The sequence below is a fragment of the Caulobacter sp. GW821-FHT09B11 genome, from assembly GCF_059418205.1.
Genome location: NZ_JBWKPK010000010.1, coordinates 131137 through 153666, shown reverse-complemented (window position 1 = coordinate 153666; position 22530 = coordinate 131137). Strand labels below are relative to the sequence as shown.

Below are 22530 nucleotides of genomic sequence, written 5' to 3'. Positions count from 1 at the left end.
CCGCCGCCCCTCCCGGTCAAGCCCGGTTCAGCTTCCGGCCGCTTCCAGCGTCTTCAGGCGATTGACGGCGTTGGTGTTGCCGGGGTCCAGGGCCAGCGATCGGCGGTAGTGAACGATGGCGGCGGCCTTGTCGCCGTTGGCCTCGTAGGCGTCGGCCAGGCTGTCCTGGGCGTTGCCGCTCTGCGGGTAGAGCTCGGCGGTCAGCTTCAGCACGACCAGGGCGGTCGGGGCCTTGCCGAAGGCCAGCAGGCGGTAGCCCCAGTCGTTCAGTTCGTGCTCGTCGGGCTTGAAGGCCGGATCGCGGCGCAGGCGGGCGACGACGGCGTCGGCCTGCTGCGGCGGCGCGGCGGCCAGCTCGGCGCGCAGGGCGGCGACGCCGGTCAGGGTCATGCCGGGGACGAAGCCCTGGGCGATCTCGTCGATCAGGTCTTCCGGCGTCGAGCCTGCCAGGTTGCTGAGGATCGCCACCCCGACCTTGTCGTCGGGATAGAGATAGACGGCGTTGCGGCTGCCGCCGGTCATGCCCACGACCAGGCGATCGGGGCGCTTCAGCACCAGCCAGCCCAGGCCCCACTGGCCCGGCTTGCCGTCGGTATAGGGCGCCGGCGTCCACATCGTCGCCTTGGCCGTCTGGCCCAGCAGGCGGCCGTCCATCAGGGCGATCATCCAGCGGCCCATGTCCTCGCCGGTGCTGTCGAGGCCAGCGGCGGCGCGGGCCAGGGGCGAGAACACCTCGCGCCGCACGGCCGGCTGGTCGGGGGTCTCGCGCTTGTAGCCGTAGGAGACGGTGCGCCCCGGGCCGGGGTCCAGGCTGTCGCCGTAGCGCGAGCGGGTCATGCCGGCCAGGGCGAACTGCTCGCCGCCCAGCGGCTCGGAGACCGGCCGTCCGTGCAGGCGGTCGATCGCCATCTGCACCAGGGCGTAGTTCGTCTGGCAGTAGTGGAAGCGCTCGCCGGGCGGAAACAGCACCGGCGCGGCCAGGGCCTCCGTCCAGGCGTCGGCCTCCGAAACCGCGCCGTCCTTCTGGCGGGGCACGAAGTCGGGCAGGCCCGAGGTGTGGCTGAGCAGCCGGCGCACGGCGATCCCGCGCCAGGTCTCGGGGAGATCGGGCACATAGGCGCCGATCGGCTTGTCCAGGTCCAGCCGCCCGGCCTCGACCTCGCGCATCGCCGCCACGCCGGTGAAGGCCTTGGTGATCGAGTTGATGGGGAAGGTGGTCTGCGCGGTGACCGGCGTCTTGGCGGCCAGGTCGGCGACGCCGTAGGCGCGGGAGAGGACGATCTGGCCGTCCTTGACCACCACGACCTGCAGGCCGGGGATATGCCGCTCGGCCATGGCCCGGCGGACGACGGCGTCGGCCCTGACGGCGGGATTGGCGGCGGGATCGGCGGCCGGAGCGGCCACGGCGATCGCCGGCGCCAGCAGGGCGGCGGCGCAGATCAGCGGCTTCCAGCTCATGTCGAGATCCCCTCGCGTTGCGGGGCGCAGAGGATCAGGCGCGGGGGAGGGAGCCCAGTTAAGTTTTGGTCATGGGGAGGCTGCGCGGCGTCCCCTTCCATCCCGTCATTCCCGCCCTTGTGGCGGGAACCCCTCTGTCAGCCGCAAGGGCAGGAGGGGCGGACTGCTGAGCAGTCCGCTTGCGCCTCACCTGCGAGCGGAACCAGGGGTTCCCGCCACAAGGGCGGGAATGACGGGCGTTAAGAAGGTCTACCGCCCCAGCCAGATCTCCGGCCGCTGGTCGAGGAAGCCCGACACGCGCGCCGAGATCCCCTGTTGATCCCGGGCCGAGGGGTGCCAGTCGCAGGCGGTCAGTTCCATCTCGCCGACGGGGATGACGGCCAGGCGGGTCTCGCCGTCGGCCTTCAGGCGTTCGGCCACCCGGTCGACCTGGGCGGCGATCTCGTTCTCGGCGCTGGGCGGGGCCAGCAGGATCAGGAAGGCCTGGGGCTGGCGGGCGCGGATCGTCTGGGCGAAGCGGGCGTAGGTCACGACATAGTCGTCGCGCAGGGCCTGGCGGTCCTTCCACGGCTCGCCGGCCTTAAGGGGCGTGGAGAAGTCGTTGGTGCCGAGATTGATCACCACCACCTGCGGCGCCCAGTCGGCGTTGGCGTAGGCGGGAGCCGCGCCCAGCAGCACCTTGGGCCAGGCCAGCGGCAGGGTGTCGCCCGGCATGCCGCCGTAGTTGCGCACGATCCCGCGGCCCGAGATGGCGTTGACCTGATGGTCGGCCCCGAAGCGGGCGGCGGTCAGCGGGCCGAAGGCGATGGAATTGTCGGTGGTGCTCCACACCTCGTCGCTCGTGCAGGCGCGCTTGTCGGAGGCGTCGCCGTAGCCGACGCTGTGGGAGTCGCCGATGAACTCGATCTGGCGGCGGGGCGCGGTCAGCGGCAGGGGCTTGCCGCTCTCAAGGAAGAAGCCGCCGAAGCGGGCGGGGCCGGCCTGCATCTCGCCGACCACGGCGGCGCGCACCAGGTGGCGGCCGGGAGGTAGGCCGTCGAGGCGATAGAGACCGGGGGCGGGCTTGACCAGTCGTCCGGCCGGAACGCCGTCGATGGACAGGTGCAGGATCTGGTCGCCGGCGCCGACCTTGATCAGCACGGCCTGGCCCTCGAAGGCGGCTTCGAAATGGACGCTCGGCCACTGGTAGGTCCAGCCGTCGGGACCCGCCGCGACGCGGCCGCCGGCCAGGGCGGGCAGGGGCGTCAGGGCGGCGGTCTCGGGGACCAGGGCCAGGCGCGATTGCGCGGCGGCGGTGGTCGCCCACGCGGTGGTCGCCAAGGCGGCCAGAGCCACGGCCGTCAGAAGCCCTCGAAAACCCATCGCGCCCTCCCGTCTTGTGCGGAGACCGGGTTTAGCGGGCGGCAGGAATAAGGAAAGACGGAAAAGGTATTCGAGAACCCTCTCCCCTTGCGGGAGAGGGTGGCCTCGCGGAGCGAGGTCGGGTGAGGGGTCTCTCAGAACTTGAAACCGCGTGCGGCGGCCAGGTCGGGCGAGGCGTCTCGTGTCTGAGAGACCCCTCATCCGTCGGCCTTCGGCCGCCACCTTCTCCCGCAAGGGGAGAAGGGTCACTTGGCCGTAAAGCCTTCCGGCAGTTCGGCGCCGCGCAGGTCGCAGCCGGCGAGGGTGGCGCGGGCGAGGTCGGCGTCGATCAGGCGGGCGCGGACGGCCACGGCGCCGGTGAGGTTGGCGGCGCGCAGGATGGCGCGGGTCAGGTCGGTGCGCAGGGCGCGGCCCTCGCCGATCACCAGCGGGCCCAGCTTGGCGCCCGTCAGGTCGGCGCGGGCGAGGTCGGCGTCGGTCAGTCGCGCGCCGCGCAGGTCGGCGCCCTTCAGCTTGGCCCCGCGCAGGTCGGCCCCGACGAGGTTGGCGCCCTGCAGCTCGACGCCCTCCAGGTCCATGCCGAAGAAGATCGCGCCGGGCGCGGCCAGGCCGCTCAGCTTGCGGCCCTTGAGCCGGCGCAGGGGGCGGAAGTCGACCTGCGGGATCGAGATCGCCCGGCCCTGGGCGCCGCCGCTGGCGCAGAAGCGCTCGTGCTCGTCGAGCAGGTCGTGCAGCGGCTGGTCGTCGACATAGATCAGCGGCGGCGGGGCGCGCAGCACCCCGGCCATGTCGGCGTCCTCGAGATTGGCGCCGGAGACGTCGACCCCGGTCATCACCGCCCGCCGCAGCAGGGCGCCAGAGAGGTCGGCGCCGAAGATCTCGGCCCCGGTCAGGTCGACCCGGTTCATGGCGGCGTTGTTCAGCCGGGCGCCCGACAGGGTGGCCCCCGACAGGTCGGCGTCGGTGAGGTCGGCGGCGCGGGCGAAGGCGCCCGACATCTGGGCCCCGTTGAGGCTGGCGCCCTTCAGCAGGGCGTAGTCGAGGCCGGCGCCGTCTTCGGAATGGCGCAGCAGGCGGAAGCCCTCGGCCCCGTCCTGCACGGCGGTCAGGCCCTCGCGCAGGTCGCAGCCCGACAGGTCGGCGCCCGACAGGTTGGCGCCGCGCAGATAGGCCCCGCGCATGTCCACCCGGGTCAGGCGGGCGCCGCGCAGGTCGGCGTCGCGCAGGTCGGCGCCGTAGAGCACGGCGCGGTCGAGAACGGCGCCGCGCAGCGAGGCCCCGGCCAGCAGGGCGCCGGTCAGGTCGGCTTCCGACAGGTCGACGCCGTCGAGTTCGAAGTGCGAGAGGTCGATATAGGCCAGGGACGCGCGGCGACCGGCCGGCAGGCCCTTCAGGTAGCGGCCGTGCGCCTCGACCGCGGCCTTGACGGCGGCGGCCTGGGGCCTGCGGATCAGGCTTTGCGGAGCGGCGGCGGGAAGGGGCGACATAGGCTTTTTATCAAGGGTTCCCGCAACTTATGACGCCGCTCCATTTAAGGAACGGTTTGTTTTTCGGCTGTGAAACAAATCACAGCCAACCTTTTCGACGGAACCACAGCAGGGGAATCACCGCCGCCGCCAGCATCAGGCCCAGCGCCCAGGGATAGCCTTCCATCCAGCGCAGTTCGGGCATGTGCTCGAAGTTCATGCCGTAGATCCCCGCGATCAGGGTCGGCGGCAGGAACACGGCCGAGAACACCGAGAAGATCTTGAAGATCTGGTTCTGCTCGATGTTGATGAAGCCGAGCGCCGCGTCGAGCAGGAAGGTGATGTTGCCCGACAGGTAGCTGGAATGGTCGGTGATCGAGGTCACGTCGCGCTGCAGCGATTTGAGGTGGTCGCGCAGTTCGCGGTCGCCCTCGAACTGGTCGGCCAGGCTGGCGAAGCTGAGCAGGCGGGCGAGGCTCACCAGGCTGTCGCGGGCCTTGGCGTTGACGATCTGGGCCCGGCCCAGGCGTTCGAGGATCTTCTCGAAGGCCGCGCCGCGCGGGCGGCCGAAGATCATCCGCGACTGGGTCTCGACCTCGCTGGCGGTGCGCTCGAGGATGTCGGCGGTGCGGTCGATGACGGCGTCGAGCAGGCCAAGGAAGGTCTGCGGGCCGCCGGGGCACAGGCTGGGCTGGCGCTCGGCCTGGGCGGTGAACACCGAGAAGGCGCGCGGCTCGACGTAGCGGATGGTCACCAGCTTGTCGCCCGTCAGCACGAAGGTCACCGGGGCGGCCGTGGGCAGCTCGCCCTCGGCGTTGACCAGGATGGTGGCGGTCATGAAGGTGCCGCCGTCCTCCTGGTAGAGGCGCGAGGAGGCCTCGATCTCGGCCATCTCCTCGCGGGTGGGCAGCAGCAGGCCGATCGACTGCTCGACGGCCACTTCCTCGGCGCGGGTGGGGTCCACGAGCTCGATCCACACGGCGTCGGACGGCAGACGCCAGTCGGGCGTATGGCCGCCCGGCTCGAAGCCCGGGGCGCCTTGTCGTAGAACTCTCAGCATGGATCGACCCGGACCTTCACCCTGCGGGTGTGGCCCAGGCGGAGCATGGCGTCAACGCGCCACGCTGGTCGGGATCAGCGCTGTTGCTGAGCGGGCTTGTCTTCGCCTTGGGCGGCGGCGATCAGGGCGGCGATGCGGTCGGTCGAGTCGGCGGCCTGGTTGATCATGTCCAGCGGGTTGGCGCGGACCGACGAGGCGACCTGGTTGGCGGCCTGTTTGGCCAGCGACACGGCGGCGTTCTGGGCGAGCGCCAGCTTGCTGGTGGCGGCGGCGATCGTGACCGCCTGCTGGTTCTGGTAGATGAAGCCGTGGGTCGGATAGACCGTGGTGCCCAGGTCGCGGATCGGGTCGTACCAGACCTTGACCTGGCTCCAGTCGCCGGCCGCCGACACGTCGACGACGGTGACGTCCTGTTCGACCTGGCCGCGGGCGCCGTTCATGACGGACCAGTTGGCGTGGGTGACCTGGATCACCCGGTCGGTCAGAACCTGCGAAACGAAGGCCACGTGGCCGAGGTTCATGCGGGCGGTGGGCTTGAAGCAGAGGACGGCGCCGGCCTTCGGCGTGAAGCCGACGTCGTACTTGCCGACCGCCTGGCCCCACCAGGTGCGGGCGTCGCCGAAGATCTGGATGCCCGACATCAGGCGGGCGAAAGGCACGCACTGCCAGTACCCGTCGGCCACGGCGCTCGAGATCGGCGCGAGGCTGACCATGGCCGCAGCGGCCAGGGAACCCCAGAGGGCTCTCTTCCGTTTCGTCATGCTGTGGGTACTCCCCCGCGTCACTGGGTAAGTCGATAACCCTGGGGGAAAAATATGAAAAGAGTGTTTATTGAGCCACAGTGACGGTTGTGGCGGCGCCACTGCGTCGCTTGGCCAAAGACTTCATGAAGTCCCGGGCCGGCTTTTCCACCAGATGGTACGAGCCCGCCGACAACGGAATCAAGGCTGCGACGATTAACGTCCAGACGACCAGCGGCAGTTTTTCGCCCTCGATATTCAAGAGCTTGGCTGCTCCGTTGACCGCCAGGATCTTCCACGGAATGCAGATCATGTAGGTCGAGTAGCTGATCTCGCCCAGATACACGAAGATGCTTTGGGTGGCGAAGCTCGAACCAGCCTTGGCCAGGCGCGCCAGCGATAGAATAAAACCGCCCAAAATGGCCACGATCAACGCATCTGGCGCCTGAACCTGCACTGTAGCGAGCAGAAGCACGCCCGCCACGCCGGCGCCGATTCCCGCTCCGCGCAGGCTGAGCGTCTGGTTCTTCCACAGGGTGTAGAGCGCGCAGCCGTAGAAGAAGCACGGCACGATGCGCAGGGCGCCCCAGCGGATCGTCGCCTCGGTCAGCGGGAAGCCGGCCAGCTTTTCGAAGGCCGGATAGAGCGCGGCGATCACCGCCAGGGCCGCGCCCAGCAGCACCAGCGGCCGCTCGCGCAGCTTCCAGGCCACGAAGGCGAAGGCGGGGAAGCTGAGATAGGCGAACCACTCGGCCGAGATCGACCACGAGGGGTGGTTCCAGCCCGACACCGGCGCGAAGCCCCAGGCCTGGACCATCAGCAGATTGGCCGGCAGGGCGTCCCAGGCCAGCATGTTCTTGTCGACCGCGATGCCGGCGATCCCGGCGGCGAGCGCCATCAGCCCGACGCCGGCCATCGTGAACAGGTGCAGCGGATAGACCCGCGCCAGCCGGTTCCACAGGAAGCCGCCATAGCCGAACCGGCCCTCGCCGAAAGCCGTCAGATAGACGTGGCAGAGGATGAAGCCCGAGAGCACGAAGAAGGCCTCGACGCCCAGATAGCCCTTGGCCACCACGCCTGGAACCGCGCCCGTGACGGCGAGGTTTGGCCAGTAGTGATACATCACCACCCAGAAGGCGGCGAAGAAGCGAAGCGCGGTCAGGGGCTTGATATGGGCGGCGTCGGTCATATCTGCTCTATCCAAGTCCCAAGTTTCGCCGCATTTCGCCGACCGCCGTTTTTGGCGGCCGCGGCGGGGCTCGCGGCGGGCTGGGGCGTGATCAACCTGTCCACAGCCTAGCCAGGACCCATGAACGAACTCCTTCACCTCGCCGCAGACCCGGCCGCCTGGGCGGCCCTCGTCACCCTGGTGGTCATGGAAGTCGTGCTCGGCATCGACAACCTGGTCTTCATCTCGATCCTGTCGAACAAGCTCCCGCCCGAGCATCGCCAGCGCGTGCGCCGCATCGGCATCTCCCTGGCGCTGATCATGCGCCTGGTGCTGCTGTCGACCATCGCCTTCATCGTCGGCCTGACCGCCCCGGTCTTCGACCTCGGCATCGTCGGCCCCGTCGGCAGCCACGGCGAGCCGGCCTTCGAGACGGCCTTCTCCTGGCGCGACCTGATCCTGATCGCCGGCGGCCTGTTCCTGATCTGGAAGGCCACCAAGGAGATCCACCACACGGTCGATCCCAAGGAGCAAAGCCACGACGTACTCGACAAGACCGGCGCGGCCATCTCCAACGTCGGCGCGGCGATCTTCCAGATCATCCTGCTGGACCTGGTGTTCTCGATCGACTCGATCCTGACCGCCGTCGGCATGACCGAGCACCTGGCGATCATGGTCATCGCCGTCGTGGCCGCCGTGACCGTGATGCTGCTGGCCGCCGACCCGCTGGGCAACTTCATCAACAACAACCCGACCGTGGTGATGCTGGCCCTGGGCTTCCTGCTGATGATCGGCACCGTGCTGATCGCCGAGGGCTTCGGGGTGCACGTGCCCAAGGGCTACATCTACACCGCCATGGCCTTCTCGGCCGGCGTCGAGGGCCTGAACATGCTCTCGCGCAGGTCGGCGAGTAAGAAGGGGAAGTAGCGGACCTGCTCCTCCCTCGCTTTAGCGGGGGAGGTGGCGCGCTGCGGATACGCAGCGTGACGGAGGGGGCGAGTGACAAAGCGCCGCGCGCGCCGCCGCCCCCTCCACCGCTTCGCGGTCCCCCTCCCCCGCAGGCGGGGGAGGAGAAATGAAAACGCCGCGACGGCCCTGGGCTGTCGCGGCGTTTCTTTTTGGTCGTCGCTGAACTCAGTGCGCCGTCGCCGGCGGCGGCTGGCGCCTCGGGGCCCGCTGCAGCATCCCCCGGGCGATCTCCTGCTCGCCGATCAGGGCGTCGGTGGCGCCCATCTGGGTCAGCAGGTCGACATCGGCGTCGGTGTAGGCGCGGGCGACGATGCGGGCGTCGGGGTTGGCCGCGCGGGCCTGCTCGATGATCCGCGCCGCCTCGAAGGGGCTGGGCACCGCCACGAAGACGTGGGTGGCCTTGTCCAGGCCCGCCTGCATCAACACCTCGGGGCGCACGGCGTTGCCCTGCACCACCTCGAAGCCGGCCTCGCGCAGTTCGATGGCGCGGTCGCCCTCGTCCTCGATGACGACCAGCGGCGTGCGGTTCTTCAGGCCTTCGGCGACGGCCTTGCCGACCCGGCCGTAGCCGACCAGCACCGCGTGCGGCTGGGCCGCGGCGGCCACCGGCTCGACCGCCTCCTTGACGCTGACCTTGACCATGGCCTTGTCCAGCCAGGCGAACAGCAGCGGGTTGATCAGGATCGACAGGATGGCGCCGGCCAGGATCAGGTCGCGGCCTTCGGCCGGCAGCAGCTTCAGCGACACGCCAAGACCCGCCAGGATGAACGAGAACTCGCCGATCTGCGCCAGGCTCGCCGAAATGGTCAGGGCCACGCTCTGCGGGCGCTTGAAGGCCAGCACCAGGGCGTAGGCGACCAGCGACTTGCCCACCACGATGATCAGCACGGTGGCCAGCACCGCCAGCGGCTCGCGCAGCAGCACCATCGGGTCGAACAGCATGCCGATCGACACGAAGAACAGCACCGCGAAGGCGTCGCGCAGGGGCAGGGTCTCGTTGGCGGCCTGATGCGACAGCTCGCTCTCGGCCATGATCATGCCGGCGAAGAAAGCCCCCAGGGCGAACGACACGCCGAACAGCGCGGCCGAGCCGAAGGCCACGCCCAGGCAGATGGCCAGCACCGCCAGGCGGAACAGCTCGCGCGAGCCGGTGTGGGCGATGCGGTGCAGGATCCAGGGGATGACCCGGCGGCCGACGATCAGCATGAAGGCGACGAAGGCCACGACCTTGCCGATGGTGATGGCGAAGGCCATGAGCAGGCCGCCCGAGGCGTTGGCTGGCGGGGTTCCGCCCATCACGCCCGACAGCGCCGGCAGCAGGACGAGGGCCAGCACCATGGCCAGGTCCTCGACGATCAGCCAGCCGACGGCGATGCGTCCCCGGTCGGTCTCGATCAGCCGGCGCTCCTGCAGGGCGCGCAGCAGCACCACGGTCGAGGCGACCGACAGGGCCAGGCCGAACACCACGCCCGCGCCCCAGCCCCAGCCCAGCGCGACGGCCAAGCCGACGCCCATGACGGTGGCGGCGAGGATCTGCACGACGGCGCCGGGAATGGCGATCTTGCGCACCGCCATCAGGTCCTTGACCGAGAAGTGCAGCCCGACCCCGAACATCAGCAGGATGACGCCGATCTCGGCCAGCTGCGGGGCCAGTTCCTGGTCGGCGACATAGCCCGGGGTGAAGGGGCCGACGATGACGCCCGCCAGCAGGTAGCCGACCAGCACGGGAAGCTTCAACCGATTGGCGAGCGCGCCGAAGACGAAGGCCAGGCCCAGCCCCGCGACGATGGTTGCGATCAGCGAGGTGTGGTGCATGAAGCCTCCTTGACGGTCATCTTTTTCGGGCGTACTCAACCAATATGGGTGACAAGCCCGCGAGTTTCCAGATGCCTCACGCAAAAATTCTCCTTCCGGCCCAATGCCGGGGCGCCCGTGGCCTGCTCAACTGGTCGCAAGGCGAGCTCGCGGACAAGGCGGGCGTGTCGCGCAGCACGGTCAAGGACTTCGAGACCGAACGCCACGCCTTGCACCATAGCACCGAGCGGCTTCTCATCGACGCTCTGGAAGAGGGCGGGGCCGTGCTGATCGCGGCGGCCGAGGGTGGCGAGCCCGAAGCGAGCGCGTGGGGACCCGGCGTGCGGCTGAAGGCGGCGACTGATTAGGATCGACCAAGGAGGGCAGGGCGCTTGAACCACGAGGTTTCACCGGCTGACTACAAGGATCTGGTCCTGTTCCTGGCCACGGCCGGGATCGTCGCGCCGCTGTTCAAGCGCCTGAAGATCAACCCCATCCTGGGCTTCCTGCTGGCCGGCGTGATCCTGGGGCCGTTCGGCCTGGGCCGGCTGATCGGCATCGCCCCGTGGCTCGACTACGTCACCGTCGACAATCCCGACGAGATCGGCCAGCTGGCCGAGTTCGGCGTCGTCTTCCTGCTGTTCATGATCGGGCTGGAGCTGTCGTGGGAGCGCCTGCGGCTCCTGCGCAAATACGTCTTCGGCCTGGGCGCGGCCCAGGTGGTGGGCTGCTCGCTGGCCATGGGCGCGGTGGCCATGCTGCTGGGGCAGTCGCCGGTGGCGGCCCTGGCCATCGGCTCGGCCCTGACCCTGTCGTCGACCGCCATCGCCGTGCCGGTGCTGGCCGAGCGCAAGCGGCTGCACGCCGAAGGGGGGCGGGCGACCTTCTCGGTGCTGCTGTTCCAGGACCTGGCGGTGGCGCCGATCCTGATAACCCTGGCGATCCTGGGTCGAGGCCACGGCGAGTTCGACGCCCGCGGCCTCTTGGCCCTGCTGCCGGCTGCCCTGGGTCTTGGCGCGATCGTGCTGGTCGGCCGCCTGGCCCTGCGGCCGATGATGCGCTCGGTCGCCAAGGCCAAGAGCGAAGAGATGTTCATGGCCGCCTGCCTGCTGGTGATCATCGGGGCGGGCCTGGTCAGCGCGCTGTCGGGCCTGTCGATGGCCCTGGGCGCCTTCGTCGCCGGCGTGCTGCTGGCCGAGACCGAGTATCGCCACGAGGTCGAGGTCAAGATCGAGCCCTTCAAGGGCCTGCTGCTGTCGCTGTTCTTCGTGTCGCTGGGCATTCGCCTGGACCTGTCGCTGCTGGTCGCCTCGCCGGTCCTGGTGCTGGGCACGGCCGTCGGCCTGGTGGTGGTGAAGGCGGCCATGGTGTTCGGCCTGGGCAAGCTGTTCGGCCTGTCCAACCGCGCCTCGGCCGAGAGCGCTCTTGCCCTGGCGGCCGGCGGCGAGTTCGCCTTCGTGCTCTTGGCCAACGCCATGGACGCCGAGGTGGTCAGCCCCGCCGTCGGCCAGGCCGTGCTGGTGGCCGCCACCCTGACCATGTTCCTGATCCCGGCCCTGACCGGGATCGGCGCGCGGCTGGGGCGCAAGACGCCGGCCGAGACCAGCGAGGCGCCTGACGCCCCCGAGGCGGTGGACCTGTCGACCGAAGAGCCCAAGGGCCGGGTGCTGGTGGTGGGCTTTGGCCGGGTGGGGCGGCTGGTCGGCGACATGCTCGACCGCCACGACCTGCCGTGGATCGCCATCGATCGCGACCCGGGCCTGGTGCAGCAGGGCCGCCGCGCCGGCCACCGCGTCTATTTCGGCGATGCGGCCCGGGTGGAGCTGCTCGAGCGCTGCGGCCTCGACCATGCTCGCGCGGTGGTGGTGACCATGGACGCGCCCGAGGCCGCCGAGGCGGTGGTCGCCGCCGCCCGGGGGCATCGCCCGGACCTGACCATCGTCGCCCGCGCCCGCGACGCCCGCCACGCCGCGCGGCTCTACGAGCTGGGCGCCACCGACGCCGTGCCCGAGACCATCGAGGCCTCGCTGCAGCTGTCCGAGGCGGTGCTGGTCGATATCGGCGTGCCCATGGGCCTGGTCATCGCCTCGATCCACGAGCGCCGCGACGAATACCGCAAGGTGCTCAATCGTCCGGACGCCCTGGGCGGCAAACGCAAGCGGCTGCGCGACGCCGGGTGAGGCCCGCCTGCGCCCATCTAGGTCGCAGGTAGCCGGACACCATGTGGAAAACTTGGCCATTACGGCCATTTTTCCGCCGTCAGAACCTGCGCGACGCTACGGAAGGCCTTGCGCGCACGCGCTTTGCGTGCGAACCGAGGGGGGAACGGGCGCCTTCGGGAAACCCCTGCCGTCAGATTCGGCGGAGGGGATTAACAAGGCGACCGTGAGGTGTCGCGGGGGGCTTTCCGCCTCGGTGAAACTTTGGACGGTGTTGCCGAGCCGACACTTTCGCGGAACGTGCGCCTTGGTATAACGATGCTCGGCCGTTGGGCCGTGCAGGGCAATAGAGGGCTCTTGATATGAAACTCAAACTCCTGGCGGGAGCCGCCCTGGCCGCGGTGTTCGCCGCGTCGGGCGCTTCGGCCCAAGAGACCGGCTGGTACGGCGCGGTCGACCTCGGCTACCACTGGCCGAGCCCCACCAACACCGAGTCGGACGGCAACGCTCCGGACGGCGCTCACTATCACTGGACCTGGAAAACCGAGTCCGATTGGGCCGGCTTCGTGCGTCTGGGCTACCAGTTCACCCCGAACTGGCGCGCTGAACTCGAAGGCGGCTATCGTCCGGGCGACCTCGAAAGCGTCCGCGGCAACCCGGTTCGTCAACAGCCGCGCGGCCTCTGCACCCCGGGCGTGACCCGCACGACCGCGAACCCGACCTGCGGTTCGCCGGACGGCTCGCTCGAGTCGTGGTCGCTGATGTTCAACGTCCTGTACGACTTCGCTCCGGGCGCCAAGTTCAACCCGTTCCTGGGCGCCGGTCTCGGCGTGAACCGCCTGGACGTCCAGACCCTGGGCCAGTTCAGCGGCACCTCGGGCGCCATCACGACCGCCAACCCGGCGATCCAGAACCTGACCGTCGATGACGATGACATCGCCATCGCCTGGCAGGGCATCGCCGGCATGTCGTGGAAGGCCACCGACAAGCTGAACGTCGACCTGACCTATCGCTACTTCGCGACGGACGACCACAGCTGGCAGTCGAAGGGTTCGGCCGCTCTGCAGCCGGGCACGTTCGAAGGTCAGTACAAGGACCAGTCGGTGACGGTCGGCCTGCGGTACTCGTTCGCGGCTCCGCCGCCCCCGCCGCCGCCCCCGCCGCCCCCGCCGCCGCCTCCCCCCCCGCCTCCGCCGCCTCCGCCCCCGCCGCCTCCCCCGCCGCCTCCGCCGGCGTTCGAAGCGCGCGAATTCATCGTCTACTTCCCGTTCGATCAGTACGTGCTGACGCCGGAAGCCCAGTCGGTGGTTTCGGAAGCCGCGAAGTACGCCAACGACGGCAAGGCCACCAAGCTGGTGGTCGTCGGTCACACCGACACCTCGGGCTCGCCGAAGTACAACGCCCGCCTGTCGGAGCGTCGTGCGAAGGCCGTGGCCGATGCGCTGGTTGGTCTGGGCGTCGCCCAATCGACCCTGGCGGTCGACTGGAAGGGTGAAACCGCTCCGGCCGTCGCCACCGGCGACGGCGTGAAGGAACCGCTGAACCGCCGTTCGACCATCTCGATCAACTTCTAAGATCGAGACCGGACGGAAGCTCACGCTTCCCGACGAAATGCGAAGGCCCCGGAGGAAACTCCGGGGCCTTTTGCTTTTTGATCCTCCCCCGAGTAGCGAAGCGAAACGGGGGAGGGGGACCGCGAAGCGGTGGAGGGGGCGAGACTGGGCTCATTGCCGGCCGTCGCCCCCTCCGTCACGCTGCGTATCCGCAGCGCGCCTCCTCCCCCGCTGAAGCGAGGGAGGAGTAGGCGGCGGACCTCGTATGGCTGGGGACACGGTGGCCGCATCAATATCGGGCTCCTTCGCCCCTCGGCCTCCCAAATATCCCCGCTCTTTTTTGATCCGAACCCTTCCGAAGAATCCGGAATCGTCGGTTGGCCGACCCCTCCGGTCGCGGAGCTTCGTTAACGCTGCTGCGGCGCTTCGCCGCGCCGAAAAATTCTCATGTGGGCAACCCCTTGATACGCACGGGGAACCTCCAGGCGTTCACAGCTTGTTAACGAAAAACTCGCCTCGGAAGCGTTCCGACCCGTTGACGAAGAGGCGGGGTCTGTGGCCCCATATATGGGCTCTGGGGGCGCAACGCCCACTATATCTAGCGGCTTCGCTGGAAGCGGACGGCTTCTCGCAAGCGCATGGTAAATGGACGGGTTCTGCACATGACCGCTGGTGAAGCGACCAAGATTCAAGCTGCCGCGCGCCCTGCGTCGGCCTTCAAGGAACGTCCGGCCCTGGCGCTGGTGCGCAAGGTCGAGGTCGACCGTTCGCGCGACGCCCTGCTGACCGATTTCGGCAAGACCACGCTTGAAGACCGCTACCTGCTGCCGGGCGAGTCCTACCAGGACATGTTCGCGCGCGTCTCGACGGCCTTCGCCGACGACGCCGACCACGCCCAGCGTGTCTACGACTACATGAGCCGCCTGTGGTTCATGCCGGCCACCCCGGTGCTCAGCAACGGCGGCGCCGATCGCGGCCTGCCGATCAGCTGCTTCCTCAACGCCGTCAACGACAGCCTCGACGGCATCCTGGGCGTCTGGAACGAGAACGTCTGGCTGGCGGCCAACGGCGGCGGCATCGGCACCTACTGGGGCGGCGTCCGGTCGATCGGCGAGAAGGTCAAGGGCCAGGGCCAGACCTCGGGCATCATCCCCTTCATCCGCGTGATGGACAGCCTGACCCTGGCGATCTCGCAAGGCAGCCTGCGCCGCGGCTCGGCCGCCGTCTATCTCGACATCCACCACCCGGAAATCGAAGAGTTCCTGGAGATCCGCAAGGCCTCGGGCGACTTCAACCGCAAGTCCCTGAACCTGCACCACGGCATCTCGATCACCGACGAATTCATGCACGCCGTGCGCGACGGCCTGAAGTTCGGCCTGCGCTCGCCCAAGACCGGCGAAGTGCTGCGCGAAGTCGAGGCCCGCGGCCTGTGGCAGAAGATCCTGGACCTGCGCATGCAGACCGGCGAGCCCTACCTGATCTTCTCCGACACCGTGAACCGCGCCATGCCGTCGTTCCAGCGGGAGCTCGGCCTGAAGGTGCGCCAGTCGAACCTGTGCAGCGAGATCATGCTGCACACCGGCACCGACCACCTGGGCAAGGAGCGCACCGCGGTCTGCTGCCTGTCGAGCGTCAACGCCGAGACGTTCCTGGAGTGGCGCGACCACCCGACCTTCATCGAGGACGTCATGCGCTTCCTCGACAACGTCCTGCAGGACTTCATCGACCGCGCCCCTGACGCGGCCTCGACGGCCGCCTACGCCGCCATGCGCGAGCGTTCGGTGGGCCTCGGGTTGATGGGCTTCCACTCGTTCCTGCAAAGCCAGAACGTGCCGTTCGAAAGCGCCCTGGCCAAGAGCTGGAACATGCGGATGTTCAAGCACCTGCGCCGCGAAGCCGACAAGGCCTCGATCGCCCTGGGCGAAGAGAAGGGCCCGTGCCCGGACGCCGCCGACCGCGGCTCGGTCGAGCGCTTCTCGCACAAGCTGGCCATCGCCCCGACCGCCTCGATCTCGATCATCTGCGGCGGCACCAGCGCCGGCATCGAGCCGATCCCGGCCAACATCTACACCCACAAGACCCTGTCGGGCTCGTTCGCGGTGAAGAACCCCTATCTGGAGAAGCTGCTCGAGGAGAAGGGCCAGAACACCGACCTGGTGTGGGGCTCGATCCTGGAGAACGAAGGCTCGGTCCAGCACCTGGAGTTCCTGAGCCAGGACGAGAAGGACGTCTACAAGACCGCCTTCGAACTGGACCAGCGCTGGGTGGTCGAGCTGGCCGCCGACCGCACGCCGGAAATCTGCCAGAGCCAGTCGGTGAACATCTTCCTGCCCGGCGACGTCGACAAGTGGGACCTGCACATGCTGCACTGGCAGGCCTGGGAACGCGGCGTGAAGAGCCTCTACTACCTGCGCTCCAAGTCGGTTCAGCGCGCGGCCTACGCCGGCGCCGACGGCAAGGTCGAGGGCGTCTCCGAGGGCTTCGACGTCGCGGAAAAGACCGACTACGAAGAGTGCCTCGCCTGCCAGTAACAAAGACTGGCTAAGCGACGATTCACCACAGCGGCGCGACACCTCGCGCCGCTGTTTTTCTGCGCGGAACCAATACAGTCTCGAACTGTTCACCGAACGCCGGGTTTTCCCGGTGGACGTATCCGAAATGCCGGATACGGTGGGCGAGATTGGGATTGGGGAATCCGCAATGCGTATCGTTTACGCAACGATCGCGACGTGCTGCGGCGCTGTAATGGCGCTCGCCGGTGCGCACGCTGACGCTGCCGTTCGCAAGGGCAAGCGCGCCAAGGCGGCTGCGCCGGCGTCCGCGCAGGCCCTCAGCCCCGCCCTGCAGAAACTGGATCTTTCGCGTCGCGGCTCGGCCCAGCCTTCGGCCGCCGCCTTCGTCGCCCGTCCCGTCGACGAGCGCGCCGCCGAGGCGGAAGGCGAGGGCTTCGCCGTTTCGCCCGCCGGCCTCTACGGCGACGCCAACCTGCTGGACGCCGACCGCTATTACGAAGAGCGCGGGCCGGTCAGCTGGCGCTCGGGCAGCTTCGTGGTCGGCGACAACGGCCATGCCGTGGACTCGGTGCGGGTCTCGGTGGCCAGCTCCTCGCGCCTGGCCCAGAGCGCGCCGCTCAGCCTGGTGCGTCCGGGCGCGGCCAATTTCGACGCCGCCACCGTCGACGTCAGCGTCTCGCGCGGCTGGCCGGCGGCGGCCAAGTTCGGGGCCGGCAAGCTGGCCGTCGACTTCACCCCCCATGCGGGCGTCGGCTTCGGCGGCGCCGGCGGCTCGGCCGAGGTCGGGGGCATGGTGCGGATCGGCAAGAAGGACAAGAGCGTCGAGGACCGGGTCATCGACGGCCTGGGCGTGCGCGACGGCCGCGAAGCCTTCGGCGACCGCGGGCGCTGGTACCTGTTCGCCGGGGCCAGCGGCCAGCTGGTCGGCATGAACCTGCTGCGCGGCCAGGACGGCGACTGGAGCCGGGCAGGCATCACCGCCGACACCACCAGCAAGCTGATCGGCGACGCCCAGGCCGGGGTCGGCTGGCGCCGCGGGGCCATGCAGGCCTCGGTCGGCTACATCCGCCGCGAGATCAAGGCCAAGGACCAGATCATGGGCATGGCCTCGCAGGAAGATTCGGTCGTGGCCCTGTCGTTCAGCCTCAAGCCGGAGTGGTGAGGACGGCTTCCCGTGCCTCCTCAGGCGTGCGAACCCTTGAGTTTCCGGCCGCGATCATGCAGCTAGCGACCATCCTTCCGTAAAGTCGTCGAGCGTCATGAGCGATAGCGAGCCCCCGCGCCGCAAAATCCTGAGCCTGAAGAGCGGCGTCGCCGCGCCCGGCGGCCCGCCGCCGCTCGAGCGCCTGCAGAAGACGGCCCGGGTGGTGACGCCCGAACCGGCCGCGCCTCCGCCTCCGCCGCAGGTCGGCGACTGGAAGTGCAAGCCCTGCGGCACCCGCTTCGACCCGCCGGCCGAACTGGCCGACGAGGATCACGTGCGCTGCCCGTCGTGCAACGCCCGCCTGGGCCTGGCCGCCGATTTCCGCGCCGACCCGCCGCGCGTCGAAAAGCTGCGCGCCCGCCACCTCAAGAAGGCCGGCTGAAGAAAGCCCCCTGCCGCGCGTCAGCGCGGCGGCGGCGGACGGTCCGAGCCGTCGCCCGGAGGCGGGCCGCCCGGCTTGCCGTCAGGGCCGCCAGGGGGCGGACCGCCGGGGCCCGGACCGCCTTCCGGCGGCGGACCCTCCGGCAGGAACGCCGCGATGCGGTGATTGCTGAGGGTGAAGCGCACCTTCTGGCCCACCATCACCCCGCCCAGCATGCCCGGCTTGACCGTGGCGAAGGGCATGGTCCCCGCCGGCCAGTTCAGCGGCTCCGAGGCCGCATAGGCGATCGTCACCCGATCGGCGGCCGGATCGACGGCCGTCACCACGCCGGTGATCACCACCTTGTCCAGGTCGGTCTGCTTGACCCCGCCCGGTCCGCCGCCGCCCGGTCCGCCGCTCCCCGGGCCTCCTGGGGGCGGACCGCCGCCGCCGCGTCCGCCGCCGGGCGGCTGGGCGTGGGCCGCCGAAGCGAGCAGGACGACGGCGAGGGCGGGAAGGATGAGCTTGCGCATGACCGGACGGGAAAGGTTGAGTTCGGCTCCTGCCTAGCGGCCTTGTGCTGCCGGACGACTGCGTTCGGTTTCCGTCCTGCAATGCAGGCGGGTCTGCGCATGGCGAAGATTGTTCGCGCGCGCCTCGATGCGCCTTTTTGCGGGCAAATCTCGAGTGGAACATCCTCAGGTTCAGCGACCCCCTCTCGACCCCGGAGACTTCCATGCTCGCAGCCCTGTTCGCGGCGATCGCCCTCGACGGCTCGGTTCCGCCCCCGGCCGATCCCGCCGCCCTGACGAGCAGCGCCGCGCCGCAGGCGTTCGACCCGGCGGCCGTGAAGGCGATCGAGGCGGCGGCCTACGACTATGTGGACGGCCAGCTGGAGGGCGATCCGGCCCGCGTCGCCCGCGTCCTGCATCCGGACCTGGCCAAGCGCGCGGTGCGCTCGCGGCCGGATCCGGACGAGACCCTGGGCCTGCGGCGGATGAGCCGCGACGAACTGGTCGACCTGACGCGGCAAGGCGCGCTGCGGACGCCCCGCCAGGACTGGAACCGCAGCGTGAGGGTGCTGGACGTCGCCGGCAACGTGGCGGTGGCGCGGGTGGAGACGCCCTGGTTCGTCGACCACCTCAATCTTGGCCGCTTCGGCGAGCGCTGGGTGATCGTCAACGCGCTCTGGTACGCCAAGCCCCAGAAGCCGGCGACCTGACGCAAGGCGCCTCGACCGCGCCCCGCCGCTCGCCTAGGAACGGGGCGGGCAGGACGGGGGCGTCATCCATGTATGGTCGGCAAAGTGCGGGCGAGGTGACCTTCACGGGACGGGTCGTCGGGGCGACGATCTGCCTTGTGCTGGCCGCGGCGCTGGCCTGGCCGGGCGTGCTGACGCTCCTCAAGCCTCCCGTCGTGCGCCTGCCCGACTACATCCGCGCGGCCGAGGGCGAGGTGATGGTGGCCGCCGGCTTCCAGCCGCGCGAGGCCTATCTGATGCGGCTGAACGACGGACGCATCCTGACCCTGCACTGCGCGCCGCAGGGCGCGACCGGCCAGCGGCCGTGCGTGCAGGATGCGCTGAAGACGCTGGGCCAGCCGCTGGACCGGCCCTACCGGCTGACGGTGTCCTACGGGGCCGAGCGCCTGGCCGACGGGCGGATGCGCAACGTCATGATCCGCGCGATGCTCTACGACGTGATGCTGTTCACGCCGGAAGACCAGCTGTGGTTCTGGAGCCGGCGCGGGGTGCTGTTCGACACGATGAGCGAGCCGGAGTTCCTGCTGTTTCCGGGCCTGGTGGCCCTGGTCGGCTTCTGGGAGGCCTTCCAGGCCATCGGCGCCATGGAGACCCAGGGCCTGGGCCGCCGTCGCCGCCGTCGTTGGCGGCGCTAGGCGCTCAGCCCTCGGTTCCGGGATCCAGGCTGATCGCGCCGGGCTCGGGCTTGGGGCGGCCGCCGGGGCGGCGGAACAGGCCGCGCCAGCCGGTCGGCTCCAGCGCCGGGCTGGTCCAGACCTTGTCGTCCATCGCCAGGGCCTCGGCCTTGTCGTAGATCTTGCGCATGGTCACGGTGTCGAACCGCAGCATGTTGAAGCCGTCGAAGTCGCCCGGGATCGAGGCCACGCTGAGCGGCAGGTTGTGGCGCGTGCAGAAGCCTTCGGCCAGGCTCAGGGCCTGGCGGTAGGAGAACCGCAGCATGGTCTCGAAGCTGCGGCCCATGATCGAGGCCACGCCCGGCGGGGTCGAGCGCGGCGAGGGATCCAGCACTGTATTGACGATGACGTAGACCCGGCCGCGGCGGACGCGCGAACCGAGGTTGCGCCAGTGCAGCAGGGCGTCGGGCATCAGGAACAGCGGCGCGGCCACGCCGCCGTCGACATGCATCTCCTGCCGCCGCTCGCCGTCGCACTCGACGTCGAACAGCTTGGGCGGAAACAGGCCCGGCACCGAGGCCGAGGCCACCAGGATCTCGCGGAACAGCTTCACGGCCTCGGGGCCGCCGTGGGTGGCGATGGCCCCCATGTCCCAGATCGAGGCCCGCTGGTTGTCGAGATTGGTGGTGGCGATCAGCAGGCGGCGGCCGCGGGCGTGCTCGACGGCGACGGCCTCGATCAGGGTCTCGTCGACGAAGGGCTCGACCAGGGCGTCCAGGCTTTCGCCCTTGAAGATGCTGGGGCCCAGCGCCGGGGCCAGGCGGCGCAGGCTGAGCAGCTCGGCCGCGTGGCCGCCCAGATAGGCGTCGGTCAGGCGGTCGTCCCACTCCGGGCCCAGAAAGGCCAGGGGCGCGATCAGGGCGCCGGTCGAGACGCCGGTGACGATGGCGAAGTGGGGCCGCCGGCCGGCCTTGGACAGGCCCGTCAGCACGCCCGCGCCATAGGCGCCGCCGGCCGCCCCGCCCGACAGGGCCAGGATGTTGAACTCGTCCATGCCGATCAGCGAGCGCACCGGCGTCAGGCGGTCGGCGGCGGTCTTCAGCGCGTCCTCGGCCTGTTCGATCGACAGGCGCACGCCGGGAAAGCCGACCGCCTCGGCGTGGGCGCCGGCCAGCGGGGCGGGCAGGCGCTTGCCGCGCAGGGGATCGGGTCCGCGCCAGTCGCGCAGCAGGCCCTGGATGGTGAGGCGGGTCTCTGTGCCGCCGGGTCCGTGGTCGTGAGCCCCGTCGCGCGCCATGCGCGTCAGGCCCGGGCGCCGGCCAGCACCACCCCGACCAGCACGGCCGCGTAGTGCAGGACTGCGCCGCCGATCACGTGGCCGTGCCAGATGGCGCGGCGGAACTTCAGCCGGCGCATCAGGTAGAAGATCGTGCCGGTGGAATAGACGATGCCGCCGATGGCCAGCAGCAGCAGGGCCACCCACGACAGGCCCTCGATCATCGGCTTGATGGCCACCAGCACCAGCCAGCCCAGGGCCATGTAGAGGCCGACCCAGAAGCGCTTGTCGAGGCCCGGCAGGAACAGCTTGGCCAGCACGCCCAGCCCGGCGATGCCCCAGACGGCGGCGGTCATGCCGATGGCCCACCAGCCGGTCAGGTTCTGGGTGGTGAAGGGCGTGTAGGAGGCGGCGATCATGATGAAGATGCCGGCATGGTCGAAGCGGCGCAGCAGCGGCTGCCAGCGCGCCTTGGAGAAGTTGTAGGCGGTCGACAGCGACAGCATGGTCACCATGCCCAGGGTATAGACCCCGATGGCGGCCATCTGGCTCAGCGAGCCCAGGCCGAAGGCCAGGCCCAGCAGGATGCCGCCGCCGAGCAGGGCGCAGGCCAGGCCCGCCAGGTGCACGATCAGGTCGGCGAGCTTCGCGCCCGACGTGGGATAATGCTTGGTGAAGTCTGAGATCGTCATGGCCCGCCCAGCCTAGTCGAATTGGGTGACGTATAAACGTCGATCATCATGGCGCCGAAAGGGCGCAAGGCAAGCGTGACCGATGATCACGCCAGGCCCATCAATCCGTCCCAGGCCAGCTTGGTTCCGACCAGGATCAGCAGGACGTAGATCACCTTGTAGAAGCCCTCGGCCGGCACGCGCCGCACCAGCCAGACGCCAGCCCAGGTGGAGGCCAGGGCCAGGGGCGTCAGCACGGCCACGGCGGTCAGCACGCTAGGCGTGAACTGGCCGAGCGCCAGGTAGGCCGGCATCTTCATCCAGTTGACGATGGCGAAGAAGATGGCGCTGGTGCCCACGAAGACGTCGCGCGGCAGGCGGCGGGGCAGGACGTAGATCTGGAACGGCGGGCCGCCGGCGTGGGAGATCTGGCTGGTGAAGCCCGAGGCCATGCCGCACAGGGCGCCCAGCCACGGCCGGCCGGGCGTGGCCTCGATCGCGGCGGCGGCCTTGACCGCCCGCTCGGCCCACAGGCGCTGGGCGGCGAACAGCACCGACACCAGCCCGACCGCCAGCTCCACCGCCGACGACGACACCAGCGCCGCCAGGGCCCAGCCCAGGAAGATGCCGACCGCGGCCGGCGGGACCATCAGGATCAGCAGGCCCTTGTCCCAGGTCTTGCGATAGGACCAGACGCCGACGACGTCCTGCAGGATCAAGAGCGGCAGCAGGATCGCCGCGGCCTTCACCGGCCCGACGGCCAGGGCCAGCAGGGGCGTGGCCACCACCCCGATCCCCGCGAACCCGCCCTTGGCCAGGCCCACCAGGATCACGGCGGGAACGGCGACGGCGTAGAAGAAGGGATCGGTGAGCATGGCGGGGGCTTAGCAGGCGGCGGCCG

At 69.8% G+C, this 22530-nt stretch carries 20 protein-coding genes and 2 pseudogenes; 11 read left to right on the top strand and 11 right to left on the bottom strand.

The window, feature by feature from the left end:
- Positions 1-27: 27 nt before the first annotated feature.
- Positions 28-1458 carry a serine hydrolase gene (locus AC07N1_RS10060; protein ID WP_494671667.1) on the bottom strand — a complete coding sequence of 477 codons (1431 nt, stop codon included), beginning with the start codon at positions 1456-1458 and terminating at the stop codon, positions 28-30.
- Between the two features lie 99 nt (positions 1459-1557).
- On the opposite strand from AC07N1_RS10060, the pseudogene AC07N1_RS10055 reads away from it, so the two are divergent.
- Positions 1558-1696 (top strand): annotated as a pseudogene (locus AC07N1_RS10055) (hypothetical protein); the annotation flags it as partial.
- Positions 1697-1707: 11 nt separating this feature from the next.
- Here AC07N1_RS10055 and AC07N1_RS10050 read toward each other — a convergent pair.
- The 5 genes from AC07N1_RS10050 to AC07N1_RS10030 form a co-directional block, all read right to left on the bottom strand.
- Positions 1708-2820 (bottom strand): SGNH/GDSL hydrolase family protein, encoded by a 1113-nt coding sequence (locus AC07N1_RS10050; protein WP_494671666.1) that lies wholly within the window; start codon positions 2818-2820, stop codon positions 1708-1710.
- Positions 2821-3065: 245 nt separating this feature from the next.
- On the bottom strand, positions 3066-4307 hold the full coding sequence (locus AC07N1_RS10045; RefSeq protein ID WP_494671665.1) for a pentapeptide repeat-containing protein: 1242 nt from the start codon (positions 4305-4307) through the stop codon (positions 3066-3068).
- A gap of 79 nt (positions 4308-4386) precedes the next feature.
- Positions 4387-5346 carry a magnesium transporter CorA family protein gene (locus tag AC07N1_RS10040; protein ID WP_494671664.1) on the bottom strand — a complete coding sequence of 320 codons (960 nt, stop codon included), beginning with the start codon at positions 5344-5346 and terminating at the stop codon, positions 4387-4389.
- A 74-nt stretch (positions 5347-5420) separates the two neighbouring features.
- On the bottom strand, positions 5421-6107 hold the full coding sequence (locus tag AC07N1_RS10035) for a CHAP domain-containing protein (RefSeq protein WP_494671663.1): 687 nt from the start codon (positions 6105-6107) through the stop codon (positions 5421-5423).
- Positions 6108-6174: 67 nt separating this feature from the next.
- The gene (locus AC07N1_RS10030; RefSeq protein WP_494671662.1) at positions 6175-7275 is read right to left on the bottom strand and encodes an acyltransferase family protein; all 1101 of its coding nucleotides are present in this window, start codon (positions 7273-7275) and stop codon (positions 6175-6177) included.
- A 120-nt stretch (positions 7276-7395) separates the two neighbouring features.
- Between AC07N1_RS10030 and AC07N1_RS10025 the strand changes: the two genes are divergently transcribed.
- Positions 7396-8181, top strand: a complete 786-nt coding sequence (locus AC07N1_RS10025; RefSeq protein WP_494671661.1) for a TerC family protein — start codon at positions 7396-7398, stop codon at positions 8179-8181.
- Positions 8182-8388: 207 nt separating this feature from the next.
- Here AC07N1_RS10025 and ybaL read toward each other — a convergent pair whose 3' ends face one another.
- The gene (gene ybaL / locus AC07N1_RS10020) at positions 8389-10038 is read right to left on the bottom strand and encodes a YbaL family putative K(+) efflux transporter (protein WP_494671660.1); all 1650 of its coding nucleotides are present in this window, start codon (positions 10036-10038) and stop codon (positions 8389-8391) included.
- A gap of 71 nt (positions 10039-10109) precedes the next feature.
- On the opposite strand from ybaL, the gene AC07N1_RS10015 reads away from it, so the two are divergent.
- The 7 genes and pseudogenes from AC07N1_RS10015 to AC07N1_RS09985 all read left to right on the top strand — a co-directional run bounded on the left by AC07N1_RS10015 (position 10110) and on the right by AC07N1_RS09985 (position 17828).
- A complete protein-coding gene (locus AC07N1_RS10015; protein WP_494671679.1) occupies positions 10110-10385 on the top strand; it encodes a helix-turn-helix transcriptional regulator in 276 nt (91 codons plus the stop codon).
- 24 nt (positions 10386-10409) lie between these two features.
- On the top strand, positions 10410-12197 hold the full coding sequence (locus tag AC07N1_RS10010; RefSeq protein ID WP_494671659.1) for a cation:proton antiporter domain-containing protein: 1788 nt from the start codon (positions 10410-10412) through the stop codon (positions 12195-12197).
- Positions 12198-12538: 341 nt separating this feature from the next.
- Positions 12539-13750, top strand: coding sequence for an OmpA family protein (locus AC07N1_RS10005; protein WP_494671658.1), 1212 nt, complete (start codon positions 12539-12541; stop codon positions 13748-13750).
- Between the two features lie 102 nt (positions 13751-13852).
- Positions 13853-13964, top strand: a pseudogene (locus tag AC07N1_RS10000) (hypothetical protein); the annotation flags it as partial.
- A 427-nt stretch (positions 13965-14391) separates the two neighbouring features.
- Positions 14392-16260, top strand: a complete 1869-nt coding sequence (locus AC07N1_RS09995; RefSeq protein WP_494671657.1) for a ribonucleoside-diphosphate reductase subunit alpha — start codon at positions 14392-14394, stop codon at positions 16258-16260.
- 214 nt (positions 16261-16474) lie between these two features.
- Entirely contained in the window at positions 16475-17404 is a 930-nt protein-coding gene (locus AC07N1_RS09990; RefSeq protein ID WP_494671656.1) for a lipid A-modifier LpxR family protein, read from the top strand.
- 97 nt (positions 17405-17501) lie between these two features.
- Positions 17502-17828, top strand: coding sequence for a hypothetical protein (locus AC07N1_RS09985; protein ID WP_494671655.1), 327 nt, complete (start codon positions 17502-17504; stop codon positions 17826-17828).
- A 20-nt stretch (positions 17829-17848) separates the two neighbouring features.
- On the opposite strand, the gene AC07N1_RS09980 is transcribed toward AC07N1_RS09985, so the two are convergent.
- On the bottom strand, positions 17849-18340 hold the full coding sequence (locus AC07N1_RS09980) for a copper-binding protein (RefSeq protein WP_494671654.1): 492 nt from the start codon (positions 18338-18340) through the stop codon (positions 17849-17851).
- A gap of 203 nt (positions 18341-18543) precedes the next feature.
- Here AC07N1_RS09980 and AC07N1_RS09975 point away from each other — a divergent pair, with 203 nt between their 5' ends.
- Both AC07N1_RS09975 and AC07N1_RS09970 read left to right on the top strand, forming a co-directional pair.
- Positions 18544-19029, top strand: coding sequence for a nuclear transport factor 2 family protein (locus AC07N1_RS09975; protein WP_494671653.1), 486 nt, complete (start codon positions 18544-18546; stop codon positions 19027-19029).
- Between the two features lie 68 nt (positions 19030-19097).
- Positions 19098-19703: a hypothetical protein gene (locus AC07N1_RS09970; protein ID WP_494671652.1), complete on the top strand. Its 606-nt coding sequence runs from the start codon at positions 19098-19100 to the stop codon at positions 19701-19703.
- Positions 19704-19707: 4 nt separating this feature from the next.
- Here the strand turns inward: AC07N1_RS09970 and AC07N1_RS09965 are convergent, their stop codons facing one another.
- The 3 genes from AC07N1_RS09965 to AC07N1_RS09955 form a co-directional block, all read right to left on the bottom strand.
- Positions 19708-20979 carry a patatin-like phospholipase family protein gene (locus AC07N1_RS09965; protein ID WP_494671651.1) on the bottom strand — a complete coding sequence of 424 codons (1272 nt, stop codon included), beginning with the start codon at positions 20977-20979 and terminating at the stop codon, positions 19708-19710.
- Positions 20980-20984: 5 nt separating this feature from the next.
- A complete protein-coding gene (trhA, locus tag AC07N1_RS09960; RefSeq protein ID WP_494671650.1) occupies positions 20985-21650 on the bottom strand; it encodes a PAQR family membrane homeostasis protein TrhA in 666 nt (221 codons plus the stop codon).
- 86 nt (positions 21651-21736) lie between these two features.
- Entirely contained in the window at positions 21737-22504 is a 768-nt protein-coding gene (locus tag AC07N1_RS09955; protein WP_494671649.1) for a sulfite exporter TauE/SafE family protein, read from the bottom strand.
- Positions 22505-22530: the final 26 nt, after the last annotated feature.

Excerpts from the sequence above, each read along its gene's own strand:
- AC07N1_RS10060 (WP_494671667.1), bottom strand. The coding sequence starts at position 1,458 with ATGAGCTGGAAGCCGCTGATCTGCGCCGCCGCCCTGCTGGCGCCGGCG.
- AC07N1_RS10050 (WP_494671666.1), bottom strand. The coding sequence starts at position 2,820 with ATGGGTTTTCGAGGGCTTCTGACGGCCGTGGCTCTGGCCGCCTTGGCG.
- AC07N1_RS10045 (WP_494671665.1), bottom strand. The coding sequence starts at position 4,307 with ATGTCGCCCCTTCCCGCCGCCGCTCCGCAAAGCCTGATCCGCAGGCCC.
- AC07N1_RS10040 (WP_494671664.1), bottom strand. The coding sequence starts at position 5,346 with ATGCTGAGAGTTCTACGACAAGGCGCCCCGGGCTTCGAGCCGGGCGGC.
- AC07N1_RS10035 (WP_494671663.1), bottom strand. The coding sequence starts at position 6,107 with ATGACGAAACGGAAGAGAGCCCTCTGGGGTTCCCTGGCCGCTGCGGCC.
- AC07N1_RS10030 (WP_494671662.1), bottom strand. The coding sequence starts at position 7,275 with ATGACCGACGCCGCCCATATCAAGCCCCTGACCGCGCTTCGCTTCTTC.
- AC07N1_RS10025 (WP_494671661.1), top strand. The coding sequence starts at position 7,396 with ATGAACGAACTCCTTCACCTCGCCGCAGACCCGGCCGCCTGGGCGGCC.
- ybaL (WP_494671660.1), bottom strand. The coding sequence starts at position 10,038 with ATGCACCACACCTCGCTGATCGCAACCATCGTCGCGGGGCTGGGCCTG.
- AC07N1_RS10015 (WP_494671679.1), top strand. The coding sequence starts at position 10,110 with ATGCCTCACGCAAAAATTCTCCTTCCGGCCCAATGCCGGGGCGCCCGT.
- AC07N1_RS10005 (WP_494671658.1), top strand. The coding sequence starts at position 12,539 with ATGAAACTCAAACTCCTGGCGGGAGCCGCCCTGGCCGCGGTGTTCGCC.
- AC07N1_RS09995 (WP_494671657.1), top strand. The coding sequence starts at position 14,392 with ATGACCGCTGGTGAAGCGACCAAGATTCAAGCTGCCGCGCGCCCTGCG.
- AC07N1_RS09990 (WP_494671656.1), top strand. The coding sequence starts at position 16,475 with ATGGCGCTCGCCGGTGCGCACGCTGACGCTGCCGTTCGCAAGGGCAAG.
- AC07N1_RS09985 (WP_494671655.1), top strand. The coding sequence starts at position 17,502 with ATGAGCGATAGCGAGCCCCCGCGCCGCAAAATCCTGAGCCTGAAGAGC.
- AC07N1_RS09980 (WP_494671654.1), bottom strand. The coding sequence starts at position 18,340 with ATGCGCAAGCTCATCCTTCCCGCCCTCGCCGTCGTCCTGCTCGCTTCG.
- AC07N1_RS09975 (WP_494671653.1), top strand. The coding sequence starts at position 18,544 with ATGCTCGCAGCCCTGTTCGCGGCGATCGCCCTCGACGGCTCGGTTCCG.
- AC07N1_RS09970 (WP_494671652.1), top strand. The coding sequence starts at position 19,098 with ATGTATGGTCGGCAAAGTGCGGGCGAGGTGACCTTCACGGGACGGGTC.
- AC07N1_RS09965 (WP_494671651.1), bottom strand. The coding sequence starts at position 20,979 with ATGGCGCGCGACGGGGCTCACGACCACGGACCCGGCGGCACAGAGACC.
- trhA (WP_494671650.1), bottom strand. The coding sequence starts at position 21,650 with ATGACGATCTCAGACTTCACCAAGCATTATCCCACGTCGGGCGCGAAG.
- AC07N1_RS09955 (WP_494671649.1), bottom strand. The coding sequence starts at position 22,504 with ATGCTCACCGATCCCTTCTTCTACGCCGTCGCCGTTCCCGCCGTGATC.